The sequence below is a fragment of the Caecibacteroides pullorum genome, from assembly GCF_019239235.1.
Classification (GTDB): Bacteria; Bacteroidota; Bacteroidia; order Bacteroidales; family Bacteroidaceae; genus Bacteroides; species Bacteroides pullorum.
In genome coordinates this window covers 68,005-83,795 of the sequence record NZ_JAAZTS010000004.1, presented here as the reverse complement: position 1 = coordinate 83,795, position 15,791 = coordinate 68,005, and the positions used below count along the sequence as shown (strand labels likewise).

Below are 15,791 nucleotides of genomic sequence, written 5' to 3'. Positions count from 1 at the left end.
TGCATAGTTGAAACTTTAAGAAATGTAGTATGCAAAAACAACCTCTTTTGGGAATGACTTTGTCCGAGTTGCAATCTGTCGTGAAATATCTGGGGATGCCTTCTTTCTCTGCCAAACAGATTGCGTCTTGGCTGTATGACAAGAAAGTAGATTCTATTGATGAAATGACCAATCTTTCCTTAAAGCATCGTGAAATGTTAAAAGAAGAATACGAGGTTGGTGCATACTCTCCTGTAGACGCAATGCGTTCTTCAGATGGTACCGTGAAATATCTTTATCAGGTTGGAGAGGGGCATTACGTGGAAGCTGTTTATATACCAGATGATGATAGGGCAACTTTGTGTGTCTCTTCACAGGTTGGCTGTAAGATGAGTTGTAAGTTTTGTATGACAGGCAAGCAGGGCTTTTCGGCTAATCTGACAGCCAATCAGATCTTAAATCAGATTCATTCGTTGCCTGAAAGAGACAAGCTTACGAATGTAGTGATGATGGGAATGGGTGAACCACTGGATAATTTGGATGAAGTACTGAAGGCTCTTGAGATAATGACCGCTACTTATGGTTACGCTTGGAGTCCGAAGCGAGTGACGCTTTCTACTGTCGGATTGCGTAAAGGCCTGAAGCGTTTCATTGAAGAAAGCGATTGCCATTTGGCTGTGAGTCTTCATTCTCCGTTACCTTTGCAACGTAGAGAATTGATGCCGGCCGAGAAAGCTTTTTCTATTACAGAGATTGTAGATTTGTTACATGACTATGATTTTAGTAAACAACGCCGTTTGTCTTTTGAATACATTGTTTTCAAGGGCGTAAATGATACAGTTCCTTATGCAAAAGAACTGTTGAAGCTTTTGCGTGGTTTGGATTGTCGTGTGAACTTGATCCGATTCCATGCCATTCCAGGTGTCGACTTGGAGGGGGCGGATATGGACACGATGATTCGTTTTCGCGATTATTTAACATCACATGGCTTGTTTACAACCATACGTGCTTCTCGTGGAGAAGATATATTTGCAGCTTGTGGAATGTTGTCTACTGCCAAACAGGGGGCGGAAAACAAGAATTAATATAAATTATTAACTTTGGCATGGCGGATAAAGGCATTCTTTGTAGTTTTGTGAAATTTAAAAAGGTGAAGATATGAAAAGGTTCTTGTATTACTTTAGTCTGTTTGTGGTATTGGCTGTGTTCTCATCTTGTGGTGGTAAGAAGAGCGGCAAGGGATTGTTGACTCCTACATCCAGTGGTCGGGCATATGAGATTTTGGTTGTGATAGACCAACAAATGTGGGAACGTCCCGCTGGTCGTGCTCTCTACGATGTCCTTGATTCAGACGTACCTGGCTTACCTCAATCTGAGCGTTCTTTTAGAATTATGTATACCGATCCTGCTCATTACGACGCAACGCTAAAGTTGATTCGCAATATTATAGTGGTCGATGTACGTGACATCTATACTCAACCCAAGATGAAGTATAGTAAAGATGTATATGCTTCTCCACAGGCTATATTGACGATACAGGCGCCTGACGAGGAATCCTTTGCCCCCTATGTGGCAGAGCATCGACAGGCTATTATCGATTTCTTCACTCGTGCCGAGATGAACCGTCAGATCACTATACTGGAGACTAAGCACAATAATTTTGTATACAACGAGGTGAAAAAAATGTTTGATTGCGAAGTGTGGGTGCCAGGTGAACTGACTTCTCATAAATTAGGGGAAAATTTCCTTTGGGCAGGAACCAATACGGCAACAGGCGATCAGAACTTCGTGATCTATTCTTTCCCTTATCGCGATAAAGATACTTTTACGAAGGAATATTTTCTGGCCAAGCGCGATTCAGTGATGAAGGTTAATATTCCTGGGGCGCGCGAAGGTATGTATATGGCAACTGATACATTATTGACGGATGTAAAGCCAATTTCCGTTCAAGATGCTTATGCGCTTGAAGCACGTGGCTTATGGCGTATTAAGGGTGACTTTATGGGAGGGCCGTTTGTTTCCCATATGCGTTTGGATGAAAAGAATCAGCGTATTATTGTTTCTGAAATCTTTGTTTATTCACCAGATAAATTGAAACGAAATTTGGTTCGCCAGATGGAAGCATCCCTTTATACATTACGTTTGCCTGCTAAAGAACAGAAAGCGGGAAACGGAAAGGAACTTCAGAATGAAAAGGCGTCCAATGATACAATTATTAACGAGAAGAAATAAGAATGGAAGATAATAAGATAAGAATCGGCATTACACAAGGCGATATCAATGGAGTTGGTTATGAGGTAATTTTGAAAACATTTGCAGAGCCTGCAATGTTGGAATTGTGTACCCCTATCGTATATGGTTCCCCAAAAGTTGCTGCTTACCATCGCAAGTCTCTTGATTTGCCGACTAATTTCAGTATTGTAGAGTCGGCAGAAGATGCAGCTCCAGATCGTTTAAGTATTGTCAACTGCAATGATGATGAAGTGAAAGTCGAGTTTGCCAATCCTACTTTTGAAGCAGGTCATGCCGCTTTAGCTGCTTTGGAGAAGGCTGTTGAAGAGTATAAAAAAGGGCTGATTGATGTGATTGTGACGGCTCCTATCAATAAACATACAATTCAGTCAAAAGACTTTCATTTCCCTGGTCATACTGAGTATATTGAACAAACACTTGGCGAGGGTGAGAAGGCGCTTATGATTTTGATGAAGAATGATTTGCGTGTGGCACTTGTTACAGGACATATCCCTGTGAGTAAAATCGCCTCAGTGTTAAATAAGGAATTGATAAAGGAAAAATTACGTATATTCCATCGCTCATTGAAATTGGACTTTGATATTGAGATACCTCGTATTGCTGTTCTTTCGCTTAATCCACACGCTGGTGATGAAGGCCTGTTGGGTACTGAAGAACAGGATATTATTATTCCTGCGATGAAAGAAGCTGGTGAAGAAGGTATTCTTTGTTTTGGTCCTTTCCCTGTCGATGGTTTTATGGGAGCAGGTGGATTTTCACATTTTGATGGTATATTAGCCATGTACCATGATCAAGGTTTGGCACCTTTTAAGGCACTTGCGATGGATGAAGGTGTGAACTTTACGGCTGGACTTCCTGTCGTGCGTACTTCGCCTGCACATGGTACTGCCTATGATATAGCGGGGAAAGGTGTTGCATCTGAAGATTCATTCCGTCAGGCTATTTATGTAGCGATTGATGTGTACCGTAATCGTCAGCGTGATCTGCAGGCTCGTTCCAATCCGCTTCGGAAATTGTATTATGAGAAGCGTGATGACAGTGACAAATTGAAGTTGGATTCAACAACAGAAGCGGAATTATAATATGGTGAAGGCAGAGATACAGCAAGTCAAGTTGCGTTTTGGCATCATTGGAAACAATGAAGCCTTGCTGCGAGGAATCGATGTTGCTATGCAAGTGGCACCGACAGACTTGTCTGTACTGATAACTGGAGAGAGTGGTGTCGGAAAGGAAAGTTTTCCGCAGATTATACATCAATATAGCCGTCGCAAGCATGGACAATATATTGCTGTAAACTGTGGTGCTATTCCTGAAGGGACTATTGATTCGGAATTGTTTGGGCATGAGAAAGGAGCCTTTACTGGGGCTATCAGTGAGCGTAAAGGTTATTTTGGTGAAGCAAATGGTGGTACTATCTTTTTGGACGAAGTAGGCGAATTACCTTTGCCTACCCAGGCGCGCTTGCTTCGCGTGCTCGAAAGTGGGGAATTCATAAAAGTGGGTTCTTCTAAGGTAGAGAAGACAGATGTTCGCATCGTGGCTGCTACCAATGTCAATTTGGTGCAGGCCATTGCCGAAGGGCGATTCCGTGAAGACTTGTATTATCGTTTGAACACAGTACCTATTCAGATACCGCCTTTGCGTGAACGGGGAGAAGACGTTGTTTTACTTTTCCGTAAATTTGCTTCTGATTTTGCCGAGAAGTACCATATGCCTCCTCTACAATTGACTGAGGATGCACGCCAGATGTTGATGGCCTATACTTGGCCTGGTAATGTGCGGCAGTTGAAGAATATTACAGAACAAATTTCTATTATTGAGGCTAATCGGGAAATTAATGCAGATATTTTGAAAAATTATTTGCCTGAGAATAATGCACAACGTTTGCCTGCTTTATTAGGAAATAAGGAAAGTAAAGGGTTTGGTAGTGAACGCGAGATTCTTTACCAGGTCCTATTTGATATGCGCCAGGATGTGACGGAGCTGAAAAAGCTTGTTCATGAGATTATGACTGAGCGGGCGGCTACAGGTGCGGGGAGTGGCAGCATTAAATCGTCTTATTACACTTCTCCTTCTCAACCTCAGCTTGTGACACCTGCAACGGTTGAACCGAATGTGACTACCATTATTCATTCTGCTGTGCAACCTGCAACTCCGCTTTCATCTTCTGTGAATGATGATGATATTCAAGATACAGAAGAGTATGTAGAAGAATCGTTAGCTTTAGATGATGTAGAAAAGGATATGATCCGTAAGGCTCTTGAGAAGCACCATGGAAAACGGAAAAGTGCGGCTCAAGATTTGAACATATCCGAGCGTACTTTATATAGAAAAATAAAGGAATATGGGTTGGATTAAAAAGATTGGAATTATCGCTGTTTGTGCTTGTTTGGCTTTTATTGTGTATTCATGCCGCATTTCTTTGGGATTAGCTCCGATTAGTTCCATTGATTATACGAAAGTTAAGACAATTTCTATTTCCGATTTTCCTAATCGGGCAGAGTATGTATACGCACCTTTGGCAGTGGAATTTAATACGAAACTGAAGGATATGTTTATACAGCAGACTCGTTTGCAGATTGTAAACTCTGGAGGTGATTTGGAAATTGATGGTGAAATTACTGGATATAATCAATATAATGAGTCTGTAGATGCCAGTGGCTTTGCTTCGAAAGTGAAAGTTACGTTGACGGTGAATGTACGATATGTCAACAATACTAATCATGAAGAAGACTTTGAACAGCAGTTCTCAGCTTTCCAAACTTATGATTCAGGTCAGTTGTTGACTGATGTACAAGATAATCTGATAACGTTGATGGTTAAAGATATTACAGAACAGATCTTTAACGCAACGGTCGCTAATTGGTAAAAGATGACGGCTGTTCAGTTACAACAATGGATTCAGCATCCAGAAACTTTAAATCAGGATTCGTTGTATGAATTGCGAACATTAGTTGCGCGTTATCCTTATTTTCAGTCCGTTCGTTTGCTGTATTTAAAGAATTTATATTTGCTCCACGATGTGAGTTTTGGTGCAGAATTAAGAAAGGCTGTACTTTATGTTGCGGACAGGCGATCTTTGTTTTACCTTATTGAAGGTGAGAACTATAAATTAAATCGTAACGAACAATCTGTTTCTATCTTGGAGAAAGATGAACCTGGAATTGATCGTACTTTGTTTCTTATAGATGCTTTTCTTTCAAAAATGCCGGATGTACAATCTCAGTCGTCAGAGCTGGATTATACAATGGATTACACAGCTTATTTGCTACATGATGATAAAGCGGATGATGTTGTCGAGAATAAAATGCGGCCTTTACGTGGGCAGGACTTGATTGATGGTTTCTTGAACAAGATGAATGCGGATGAAAAGAACCTTCCGACTGAGCAAATGAATGCTGATAAATCTCAAATGGATAAAGATGTTTTGTTGGCAGATGTGTCGGAAGAAAGTACTTCACCTTTGATTTCAATGCCGATTTCTGTTAATGATGATCAAGCAGAGGATGAAGAGGAAGAAAAGGGTGAAGATTGTGTGGTAGAAAGAGAGGATGATAGCTATTTTACTGAAACATTGGCTAAAATTTATATAAAACAGCACCGATATGAGAAGGCACTTGAAATAATTAAAAAGTTAAGCTTGAATTATCCAAAAAAAAATGCTTACTTTGCAGACCAAATCCGATTTTTGGAAAAATTGATTATTAACGCTAAATCAAAATAAGTAGAAATGTATTTATTATTAGTTATTTTAATGTTGCTTGCATCTGTGCTGATGTGCTTCATTGTTTTAATTCAAAATTCGAAAGGAGGCGGTTTGGCTTCCGGATTTTCTTCATCCAATCAGATTATGGGTGTACGCAAAACAACAGATTTCTTGGAAAAAGCTACATGGACATTGGCTGCCGTAATGGTTGTTCTTAGTATTGCTACTGCTTATGTGTTACCGTCTGCTACTGTACGTGAAGGTGATGTAATTATGGAGCAGGCACAACAACAGGAAGCAACCAATCCTTATAATATGCCTGTAGGTACAGCTGCTCCTCAGACGGAAGCTCCTGCGGCAAATGCTCCTGCAGACTCTGTAAATTGATATAAAATTATAATTTCTGAAATAGCGGGATTGCTGCATATTATTATGGAGCAATCTCGTTTTTTGTTTCTCATAAACAGTTGATATAATGAATTCTACTTCCCAAATTCATCAGACATTACGTGATTCGGCGGGTATACGCTGGATGGTTCTGTTGTTCTTGGCTTTTGCCATGTTCTGTTCCTATATCTTTATGGATATTTTGTCCCCCATTAAAGACTTGATGCAATCTACTCGCGGTTGGGACTCTACGGCTTTTGGAACAATGCAAGGTTCTGAAACCTTTTTGAATGTATTTGTCTTTTTCCTCATCTTTGCAGGTATTATCTTGGACAAGATGGGGGTACGTTTTACGGCTGTCCTTTCTGGAGCAGTGATGCTTGTGGGAGCTGTTATAAATTGGTATGCTGTAACTGAGAGTTTCCAAGGTAGTGGCCTTGAGACTTGGTTCAATAATAATTTGAACTATATTCCTGGTTTTGATGAACTGGGCATTTCTCCGTTTTATGAGGGCATGCCTGCATCTGCCAAATTTGCGGCTGTAGGTTTTATGATATTTGGCTGTGGAGTTGAAATGGCTGGCATTACAGTGTCTCGTGGTATTGTCAAATGGTTTAAAGGACGTGAAATGGCTTTGGCAATGGGATCGGAGATGGCTCTTGCCCGTTTAGGAGTGGCTACCTGCATGATCTTTTCACCAATGTTTGCTAAATTGGGGGGAGTGATTGATGTTTCTCGTTCTGTTGCTTTTGGCGTAGTGTTGCTAATGATTGCATTGATAATGTTTATCGTCTATTTCTTTATGGATAAGAAATTGGATGCACAAACAGGTGAGGCCGAGGAAAAGGATGATCCGTTTAAGATAAGTGATTTGGGAAGTATTTTGTCAAGTAGCGGTTTTTGGCTGGTTGCTTTGTTGTGCGTATTGTATTATTCTGCTATTTTCCCTTTCCAGAAATATGCAGTTAATATGCTTCAATGTAATCTAGTATTTACAGAAGTACCGGCTGACTCTTTTTGGGCAACCAATACTGTGACTGTTATTCAATACTTGATTATGTTGGTTGTAGCTGCTGCTGCTTTTGCTAGTAATTTCTCTAAGCGCGCCTCCATGAAAAATGGTCTATTGGTTGTGGCAGGTGTAGCATTGGTTATTTTCTGTTATATGGGTTATATGCGTCAGAGTGCAGAGACTGTGTTTGCGGTATTTCCTTTGCTTGCTGTTGGTATTACGCCGATTCTTGGGAACTATGTTGATCATAAAGGAAAGGCTGCCAGTATGTTGGTGATTGGTTCTTTGTTGCTGATTTTCTGTCATTTGACGTTCGCATTTGTTTTGCCTGCACTTAAAGAGAGTGCTGTTGGAGGAATTGTAGTTGCTTATCTCACTATTTTGGTTCTGGGAGCAAGTTTTTCTTTAGTTCCGGCATCTTTGTGGCCAAGTGTGCCTAAGTTGGTTGATGCAAAAATTATCGGTAGCGCATATGCCCTTATTTTTTGGATTCAGAATATTGGGCTCTGGTTATTTCCCTTGTTAATTGGTAAGGTTCTTGATAAAACCAATCCTCAACTCGTGGCAGATTTACAGAATGGAGTGATTACGCCTGAGGAAGCAGCAGTTTCTTATGATTATACAGCTCCGCTTGTTATGCTTGCTTGTCTAGGTGTAGCTGCTTTGATTTTGGGTTTTGTTTTGAAGGTTGTAGATCGTAAGAAAGGGCTAGGCTTGGAAGCTCCTAATATCAAAGAATGATATTGTCGGATGTCGGAGAGGCAAGTGAAATATAATCTTTTGAATACAGTTCCTGTATGTGCAGGGAATGTTTGTACGGAATGGGAGGGTGAGTACGCGGTACTCATCCTTCCTCGTTTTCGTAAAGCGTGGATGCAACGTTGGCTGTTGCCCAAGTCTTTGTCATCGCATGTACGTATTCAACTTGAGGAACATGGAACGGCTGTATGGAGATTGATTGACGGACAGCGCACTGTGCAGGAAATTATTGAACTGCTTGCGTCACATTTTGGTGGAGATGAGAGCTATCCTTCCCGTGTAGCTGCTTATTTTATGCAGCTACAAAAGGATGGACTTATTCATTTGAGGGCTTTGAGATGAAGATTGATTTAGTTTTCTTCTCTATCTACTTTTAATAAAGCTCCTGTATTGGTATCGAACAACACTTTGGTTGTGGATTTCTTGTTGAATAATACGGGAGCAAGATATTCTTGTGTACCAAATTGGGTTATAGGGAGTTCATTGTCGAACAGATTTTTACCTTGATAGGTCAGTATAACTTTTGCTCTTCCTGGTACATTGTAGATGATGCCTTCTAACTTCTTTTTCCCTTCGGTGGTCGAAAGGTTTGGGACATTCATGTTTTTAATGCTGATATAAATCGGTTCACCTGCTAAATTGTCATTGTCTACGACACCCAATTTACGTGAGAAACGTAGTGCTATCTCATCTTCTTTCTCTTGTGGTACAATACGGATATTGAATATTTTTGTTTCTTTCTTTTCTTTACCGGCAAACATTTCTGTCATGGCTTGTTCTTGTAAGTTCAGGTTGTCTAACATGATTTTCAGTTGGTTGCCATCGGTTGGCATATTGTCTGCTTCACCTCGTACTAGAGCGTTCTTACTTTCGCGTATATTATAAATTTCTTTGGCGACTAGTTCGGCCATTTTGGCATTGGAGCTCGCCATCAGGATTTCTTCGGTCAAGAAACTACGCGCATCAACATCTTTGATTGTTTTTCCTTCTTTAGACTTATCTGGTGTATTTTCTTTCTTACCACTAAAAGGTAGATTGATAGAACGTACGATGCCATTTTCTGTCAGTTCCATTAGGGGAGCTACGGTCTTGTCTTTCATCTTTACGAAATAGACATTGTCTTTGTCGGGTACTCCGATTACGCCTGTTTCTATTTTGTCGATTGTCCAATAGACTTCGGGTTCATCCGATACACCTGAAAGGCGCAGGTAACGGTCAGCATAACGACAGAATTCGCCAGGGGTGTATGTATGCTTAGTGGTATGTACCTTTATTTCAATTTCAGTCTGCGGGAGCATATAAGTGACTCCATAATCTTTGCCTTGTGTCACTCCCACGGTAACTTCTGTTTGTGCTGATGCCAAAAGGCTCATTGTGAGTACAGATGACAGTAAGAATATATTTTTCTTCATGCTTCTTTGGGTGTTAGTTAGTGTTTTCTTTAATTTAACAAAGATAGTTAAGTTATTTTTGCCGTGAATAGATTTTGCCATAATTAACAAAAGAAGTGAGCCACGAATTGTGCAAATTTGGTATTAGAGTTGTTGTTCTAATTTGCACAATTCGTGGCTAGAGAGTTAATTAGGTGCTTCTTATGGTAGCTTCAAGTTAACTTCGGCAATACCCACCCGGTCGTCGTTTAGTAAAATACGTAGGTCGCTGGCTGTCGTACCGCGGAAGGTATAGGTATGCGGCTTGTTGTATTCGCTGACGGTACCCGAATAAACGGTCAGGAACTGGCCTCCACCACCCGAGAGTTGTATTTCGAAGTTGGCGGGCAGCTTGTTGTCGCGGGTGAAGGTTACAGTTACTTCATCTACTTTCGGATTACCTTTCAGAGCAAAAGTTAGATAGTCTCCTTTGTTCCCTTGCCAGAAGGTCTGGTTGTCGCCGTCCAAAACATGAAGAGCGCTTTCGGGATTGGTGCTGGCTGTTACGGGGTTTTCAGGTTTTTCAGCCTCTAAGCGAGCATTACGTGTAGCATAGTTTTCCACGCGGAGTATGGTAGTTTGGCGGATGTCTTCGGACGAGGCGGCGGCCATGACGACGAATTCACCCGGCTCTACCACCCATTTCATGTCGGCGTTGAGCAGCTCCAACTGCTTGCGGTCGAGGTGGAAAGTGACTTGCTTCGTCTCACCCGGCTGGAGATGGACGCGCTCGAAGCCGGCTAGATTCTTTTCGTAAGTCGTGACGCTGCTTACCACGTCGCGCGTGTAGAGCTGTACCACTTCGTCGCCAGCCCGACTGCCGGTATTGGTCACGTTTAGGGTGACGGTGACCGTTTCGTTCGGGGTGATGACGGTAGGACTGATCTTGAGGTCGGAGTATTCAAAGGTGGTATAGCTCAAGCCGTAGCCGAAGGGGTAGAGGGCGCCGTTAACACGCGACATGTTACCGTCGGGACCGGTATTCTTGCCGCCGTCCACTTGCGATGAAGGCTTGCAGGGGAAATTGAATGGTATTTGTCCCACACTTTTGGGGAAGGTGACGGTGAGCTTGCCGCCGGGGTTGTAGTCGCCGAAGAGCACGTCGGCCACGGCCGTGCCACCCTTGGAGCCGGGATACCAGGCCTCGACGATAGCAGGTACGAACTTGTCGGCCCAGTTGATGGAGAGCGGACGGCCGTTGATAAGTACCAGCACGACGGGTTTGCCCGTGGCCTGTACGGCCTGGAGCAGTTTCTGCTGGCGGCCGGGCAGGTCGAGGCTGCTGCGCGACTTGTTCTCGCCGCAGGTGCGCTGGCCGCCTCCCAGCACTACGACGGCCACGTCGGCACGGCGGGCATTGGCCACGGCACGGTCTATCTCGGCCTGTTCGTCGTCGGTCAGCGGATATTCTATCAGTTCGCTTTCGGGCCAGTGGGCGTCCACCGGGTCGCAGCCCTTGGTGTAGAGCACTTCGGCTTTGCCTTCCACTTTGGCCTGGATGCCTTCGAGCACCGTCGTCACGTCGACGGCCAGCGGGCCGTAGTGGGTCAGCGCATAACCTTCTTCATTGGCGTTGGGACCGCAGACGGCAATAGTCTTGACGTGGTCGATGTCGAGGGGTAAGGTCTGTTGGTCGTTCTTCAGCAGGACGATGCTCTCGCGCGAGGCCTGCAGGGCCACGTCTTCGTTAGCAGGGTTCTCTACTTCGGCATCGGCGCCGGCCAGGTCGGTCTGGTAGGGAGTGTCAAAGAGGCCGACGAGGAACTTCACACGCAGGATGTCGCGTACGCGGTCGTTTATCACGTCTTCGCTCAGGCCGCCCTCCTTCACCAGCTCGCGGAGCGGCTCCACGAACGATTCGGGCGAGCGGAAGGTGCAGCGCACGTTCAGTCCGGCCTCCACGCTCTGGCGCACGGCGTCCTTCATGTCCTTGGCCGTTCCGTGCTTGGTGTAGAGGTATTCTACGGCGTCGCTGTCCGACACGACGTAGCCCTTGAAGTCCATCTCGCCGCGCAGGCGGGTGGTGAGCCAGTAGAAGCTGCCCTGGATGGGGATGCCGTCGTAGTCGTTGTACGAGCTCATCACGCCCAGCAGGCCGGCTTCCTGAATGACGCGCCGGAACGGATAGACGTGTATCATCTCCACTTCGCGCGGCGATGTCTGCGGGTCGACGCGCGCCATGCCCTCACGGGCACCCTTGTTGTTGCTGTAAGCTACGAAGTGTTTGCCCGTTGCGGCTATTTGGTGGTTCTTTTGCATGCCTTTCACCATCTCGATGCCCAGTTCGGCCACGAGGTAGGGCGACTCGCCGTACACTTCTTCATAGCGTCCCCAGCGCTGGTCGCGGCCCACGTCGAGGATGGGGGCATAGACGTTGGTGTAGCCCAGCATGCGGGCTTCGCGTCCCGTTATCTCGCCGATGCGGCGCACCAGGCTCCGGTTCCAGGTGTGCCCGATGCCCAGCTGGGTGGGGAAGTTGGTGGCGCGGTAGCTCTCCACGCCGCGGATGCCTTCGTTGGTGAAGTCCACGGGGATGCCCAGGCGCGTCTCTTCTATGAAGAAGCGTTGCACTTCGTTCAGGGCCCAGGCGTGGCGCGAGGCCGGCCATACGTTTTCGTTGTCCGACGGCGGCAGGCCCCACTGGCGGAAGCCGTTCAGGTGCTCGTCGATGGCGCCGATGCCGTCCTTCCACAACGCCTGCTTCCATTCGGGGGTGGGCAGGTCGTCCTTCAGTACGCGCTGGTAGCCGTAGAGGGTTACCATCTGGCAGGTCTTTTCGTCGAGCGTCATCTGTCCCAGCAGGTCTTCGATGCGTGCGTCGATGGGAGCGTTGGGGTCTTCGTAGACATCCTTCACGCCGTTCTTGTTAAAATCAATCCAGCCCTTGCGGTACATTTCCGTCTTGGTAGGCTTATAGGTTTTCGGAGTTGTCTTGGTTGTCTGGGCATAGAGGATGGACAGGCATCCGCCGGCCAGCAGGGTCGTTACAATCAGTTTCTTCATGGATACTCAGATTTTTGTTTTTTGCAAAAGTAGACATTTTCAATTAATGTTTGATGGTAATATTGTCCGTTTCGGTGGATAATATTTTCCAAAAGGTACTTACTATGTCCGTTTCCGCTCTTTTTGTGGCATTGTCGGCTACGCATACCGCAATTTTTTTGAGCAAGGAGGCGGACAAATGAAAATAAGTTTCTATCTTTGTAGCCACGATTTCTATAAACCGTGCATCAAGACTTCGGGGTTGACTGGATTTGACAGCGGGTAGAAATGGTAGGTAAGCATGCAGTGGGTCGGTAATTTCCACTCTAATCTCAGTTATCAAACTTTTATCTGGCAACGAAAATTATGCTCTCGCTGCTTAATCGAAGTACAGTAGATTAGCTTTATTTCCGCCAAAGTGGTGGAAACGGGATGTCACTCAAAAGCTCTTGTTCCGAAGCGTTTGGTAAAGTGGCACAGCAAAATCGGGAATAGCTCAGGTCTTTCTCCGCGGCCTTTGCGAAGTTTTAGGAGATAAGGTGCAGGTTGGTGGCTCTGGTCTTGCCTGCATTCGAAAATCGAAGGCAGAGATAAGCATGTAGAAAGCTTATGATTTCCTCGTTTGGACGAGGGTTCGATTCCCTCCAGCTCCACTATATCGGAATTCTGATAGCAGGGCCTTTGAACTTGTAGTTGTTCAAAGGCCCTTTTGATGTTCTTTCGCAGCACAATCCGGACAAATGCCTTTCAGTACATAGTTGATGCTGTGGAGGCTGAAGCCTTCAGGTAGCTTTACCATCGGTGTGGGAATGTTGGTAAAGCAGAAGGTTCGGTTGCACTTCTCACAATGGAAATGGGTGTGCAGGTCGTTCACTTCGCATGAGCATGATGAGCTGCATACGGCATATTTGAATGAACCTGTTCCGTCGTCGATGCTGTGGATGAGGTGGTGTGATAGGAAGAGGGTGAGGGTGCGAAAGATGCTTGAACGGTCCACTGTGTCGAGTCTGTCTTCCAGATCGGCCAGCGAAACAGACTGACCGGCTTGCATCATGGCTTTTAGTACCAGCAAGCGTATGGCGGTTGGTTGTATTTCTCGTTTGGCTAATAACTCCAGATAAGTATTTTCCTCCATATAATCTTTTATTTTATCAATTTCTGTATCCGCATGGCGTTAAGTACGGCCAGCAGGGCTACCCCTACGTCAGCAAATACGGCTTCCCATAAAGTTGCCATTCCAGCTGCTCCCAGTACCAATACGGCTATCTTAACTCCCAATGCAAGCAGGATGTTCTGCCAGACAATGCGACGTGTTTGTCGTCCAGTTCGTATGGCGGTGGCGATGCGTGAGGGCTGGTCGGTCTGTATCACGACGTCGGCTGTTTCGATGGCTGCGTCGCTTCCCCATTCTCCCATGGCAATGCCTACGTGGCTCAAGGCCAGGGCAGGTGCGTCATTGATGCCGTCGCCGACAAAAGCTATGCGGCAAGTGTTGTCCTGCTTCAAGTTTTCTATATGTTTCACCTTGGCTTCGGGCAGTAAATCTCCGTAGGCCTGTTCAATACTTAGCTGCTGTGCAAAGGTAGTGACAATGGATTGTTTGTCACCCGAAAGTATCTGAATTTTTTTAATGTTCAACTCCTTTAGTTCGTTGATGGCCTGTCGGGCATCGGCTTTCAAGGTGTCGGTTAGGGTGAGATAGCCGATGTATTGGCCATTGACGGCACATGCTACGATTGTTCCTTTTACTTCATGCAAGGCTGAAGGATAGGCGATGCTTTCACGTTCCAGCAGGTGAATGTTTCCTACCAATACTGTTTGATTGTCGAGGGTGGCTTGTATGCCGCAACCTGCCATTTCTTCGACGTTCGATATGGACAATAGGCTGATACGATGAGTTTGGGCGTAGCGTATCAAACCTGCTGCCAATGGATGCGTGCTGTCCTGTTCTGCCGAGGCGGCTAACTGGATAAGGCGTTCTCCGCTGATACCAGGCTGAGGTACGCAAGTTTGCACATCGAATTCGCCTCGGGTAAGGGTGCCGGTTTTGTCGAACACAACAGTATTGATACGGCTGATAGCATCTAGATAGTTTCCTCCTTTGAACAAGATGCCTTGTCGTGACGCGGCTCCGATACCTCCAAAATAACTCAGCGGAATACTGACCACTAGTGCGCAGGGGCACGATACAACCAGAAAGACCAATGCACGGTAGAGCCAATCGCTGAACACATAATCGAAGGTATCGCCGCATAGCGACCAGAGCCAAGGGATAAGGACGATAAGAACTGCCAGGGCGGTGACGACAGGCGTATAGACGCGGGCAAACTTGCGGATAAACAGTTCGGCGGGTGCTTTCCGCTCCGAGGCATCCTGTACCATACGTAGAATGCGCGACAAGGCACTGTCGGCAAAGGGTCGTGTGACATGGATCTGTACTGTCCGTTCTGTAGAAATCATGCCCGCCAACACTTCTTCCTCTCTTTTTATATCGCGGGGTAGACTTTCACCAGTCAGGGCCGCCGTGTTGAAGTTGGCGTTCTCATTACATAAAGTTCCGTCGAGGGGAACACGTCCGCCTGCTTTGACTTCAATCACTTCTCCTATCTGTACTTCTTGTGGGGAGACCTCTATAGCCTGTCCGTTGCGGATGACAACAGCCTTTTCTGGACGGATATCGAGTAAAGCACGGATGTCTCGACGGGCTTTGTTTACTGCCTTGTCCTGAAAGTGTTCTCCTAACGAGTAGAAAAGCATTACCGCTACGCCTTCGGGGTATTCGCCGATGGCAAAAGCACCGATGGTTGCAATAAACATCAGGGTAAATTCGTTAAAGTATTCTCCTCGAGCCAGTCCTTCCCAAGCCTCCTTCAATACAGGGAGGGCTACAGGCAGGTAGGCAGCCAGATACCAGACGAGGGATATACCTTTCTGTTGAAACATGGTAACTTCTGTGGCTTGTAATATGATACCTCCAATCAGTAATAGTCCTGATAACATCATCCGACCATATACTTCTATAAAACCTTTTTGCCTGTAACAGGCGGTATGCACGTGATTGTGCGAACAACATTGGCAACTCATCTTTTTTCTTGTATTGTTTTACCTGCTACAAAGGTAAGGTTTTGAGGATGCAACTTGGTTGCAAACTTGGTAAGATACAAAATAAATTTTATATTTGTCAAAAGATTTATAGAGCTGGTTGGTATAGCTTGAAGGTCCGTCCGTATTTTTGTGAACAATGTGGTTGATAGAGTTGTTTTGATTTGACAATCAAATATTT

General features: G+C 45.3%; 13 protein-coding genes and 1 other RNA gene. 10 read left to right on the top strand and 4 right to left on the bottom strand.

All coding sequences use genetic code 11. The features are described 5' to 3' along the window. Nucleotides 1–29: 29 nt before the first annotated feature. From rlmN to HF894_RS04830, 9 genes are all read left to right on the top strand, one after another. A complete protein-coding gene (gene rlmN / locus HF894_RS04870; protein WP_204971306.1) occupies nt 30–1,064 on the top strand; it encodes a 23S rRNA (adenine(2503)-C(2))-methyltransferase RlmN in 1,035 nt (344 codons plus the stop codon). Nucleotides 1,065–1,137: 73 nt separating this feature from the next. Next, on the top strand, nt 1,138–2,211 hold the full coding sequence (locus HF894_RS04865; protein WP_204971305.1) for a DUF4837 family protein: 1,074 nt from the start codon (nt 1,138–1,140) through the stop codon (nt 2,209–2,211). 2 nt (nt 2,212–2,213) lie between these two features. Then, on the top strand, nt 2,214–3,314 hold the full coding sequence (gene pdxA, locus HF894_RS04860; RefSeq protein ID WP_075318719.1) for a 4-hydroxythreonine-4-phosphate dehydrogenase PdxA: 1,101 nt from the start codon (nt 2,214–2,216) through the stop codon (nt 3,312–3,314). A gap of 1 nt (nt 3,315) precedes the next feature. Then, nucleotides 3,316–4,590 (top strand): sigma-54 interaction domain-containing protein, encoded by a 1,275-nt coding sequence (locus tag HF894_RS04855; protein ID WP_021846632.1) that lies wholly within the window; start codon nt 3,316–3,318, stop codon nt 4,588–4,590. Continuing rightward, nucleotides 4,577–5,101 (top strand): LptE family protein, encoded by a 525-nt coding sequence (locus tag HF894_RS04850; RefSeq protein ID WP_021846631.1) that lies wholly within the window; start codon nt 4,577–4,579, stop codon nt 5,099–5,101. The genes HF894_RS04855 and HF894_RS04850 overlap by 14 nt, the downstream gene beginning before the upstream one ends. Before the next feature lie 3 nt (nt 5,102–5,104). Continuing rightward, nucleotides 5,105–5,956: a tetratricopeptide repeat protein gene (locus tag HF894_RS04845; RefSeq protein WP_204971304.1), complete on the top strand. Its 852-nt coding sequence runs from the start codon at nt 5,105–5,107 to the stop codon at nt 5,954–5,956. A 6-nt stretch (nt 5,957–5,962) separates the two neighbouring features. Next, nucleotides 5,963–6,325, top strand: a complete 363-nt coding sequence (gene secG, locus HF894_RS04840) for a preprotein translocase subunit SecG (protein ID WP_021846629.1) — start codon at nt 5,963–5,965, stop codon at nt 6,323–6,325. A gap of 88 nt (nt 6,326–6,413) precedes the next feature. Next, nucleotides 6,414–8,078, top strand: coding sequence for an MFS transporter (locus tag HF894_RS04835; RefSeq protein ID WP_021846628.1), 1,665 nt, complete (start codon nt 6,414–6,416; stop codon nt 8,076–8,078). 9 nt (nt 8,079–8,087) lie between these two features. Next, nucleotides 8,088–8,438: a PqqD family protein gene (locus HF894_RS04830; RefSeq protein ID WP_021846627.1), complete on the top strand. Its 351-nt coding sequence runs from the start codon at nt 8,088–8,090 to the stop codon at nt 8,436–8,438. An 8-nt stretch (nt 8,439–8,446) separates the two neighbouring features. Here the strand turns inward: HF894_RS04830 and HF894_RS04825 are convergent, their stop codons facing one another. After that, a complete protein-coding gene (locus HF894_RS04825) occupies nt 8,447–9,508 on the bottom strand; it encodes a DUF4831 family protein (protein ID WP_021846626.1) in 1,062 nt (353 codons plus the stop codon). 180 nt (nt 9,509–9,688) lie between these two features. Then, nucleotides 9,689–12,529: a beta-glucosidase gene (locus HF894_RS04820; protein ID WP_204971303.1), complete on the bottom strand. Its 2,841-nt coding sequence runs from the start codon at nt 12,527–12,529 to the stop codon at nt 9,689–9,691. Nucleotides 12,530–12,766: 237 nt separating this feature from the next. Between HF894_RS04820 and ssrA the strand changes: the two genes are divergently transcribed. Next, nucleotides 12,767–13,164, top strand: a transfer-messenger RNA (tmRNA) gene (gene ssrA, locus HF894_RS04815). Between the two features lie 41 nt (nt 13,165–13,205). On the opposite strand, the gene HF894_RS04810 is transcribed toward ssrA, so the two are convergent. Together HF894_RS04810 and HF894_RS04805 are read right to left on the bottom strand one after the other, a co-directional pair. Next, nucleotides 13,206–13,643, bottom strand: coding sequence for a Fur family transcriptional regulator (locus tag HF894_RS04810; protein ID WP_204968779.1), 438 nt, complete (start codon nt 13,641–13,643; stop codon nt 13,206–13,208). An 8-nt stretch (nt 13,644–13,651) separates the two neighbouring features. Continuing rightward, the gene (locus HF894_RS04805; RefSeq protein WP_204971302.1) at nt 13,652–15,592 is read right to left on the bottom strand and encodes a heavy metal translocating P-type ATPase; all 1,941 of its coding nucleotides are present in this window, start codon (nt 15,590–15,592) and stop codon (nt 13,652–13,654) included. Between the last annotated feature and the right edge of the window lie 199 nt (nt 15,593–15,791).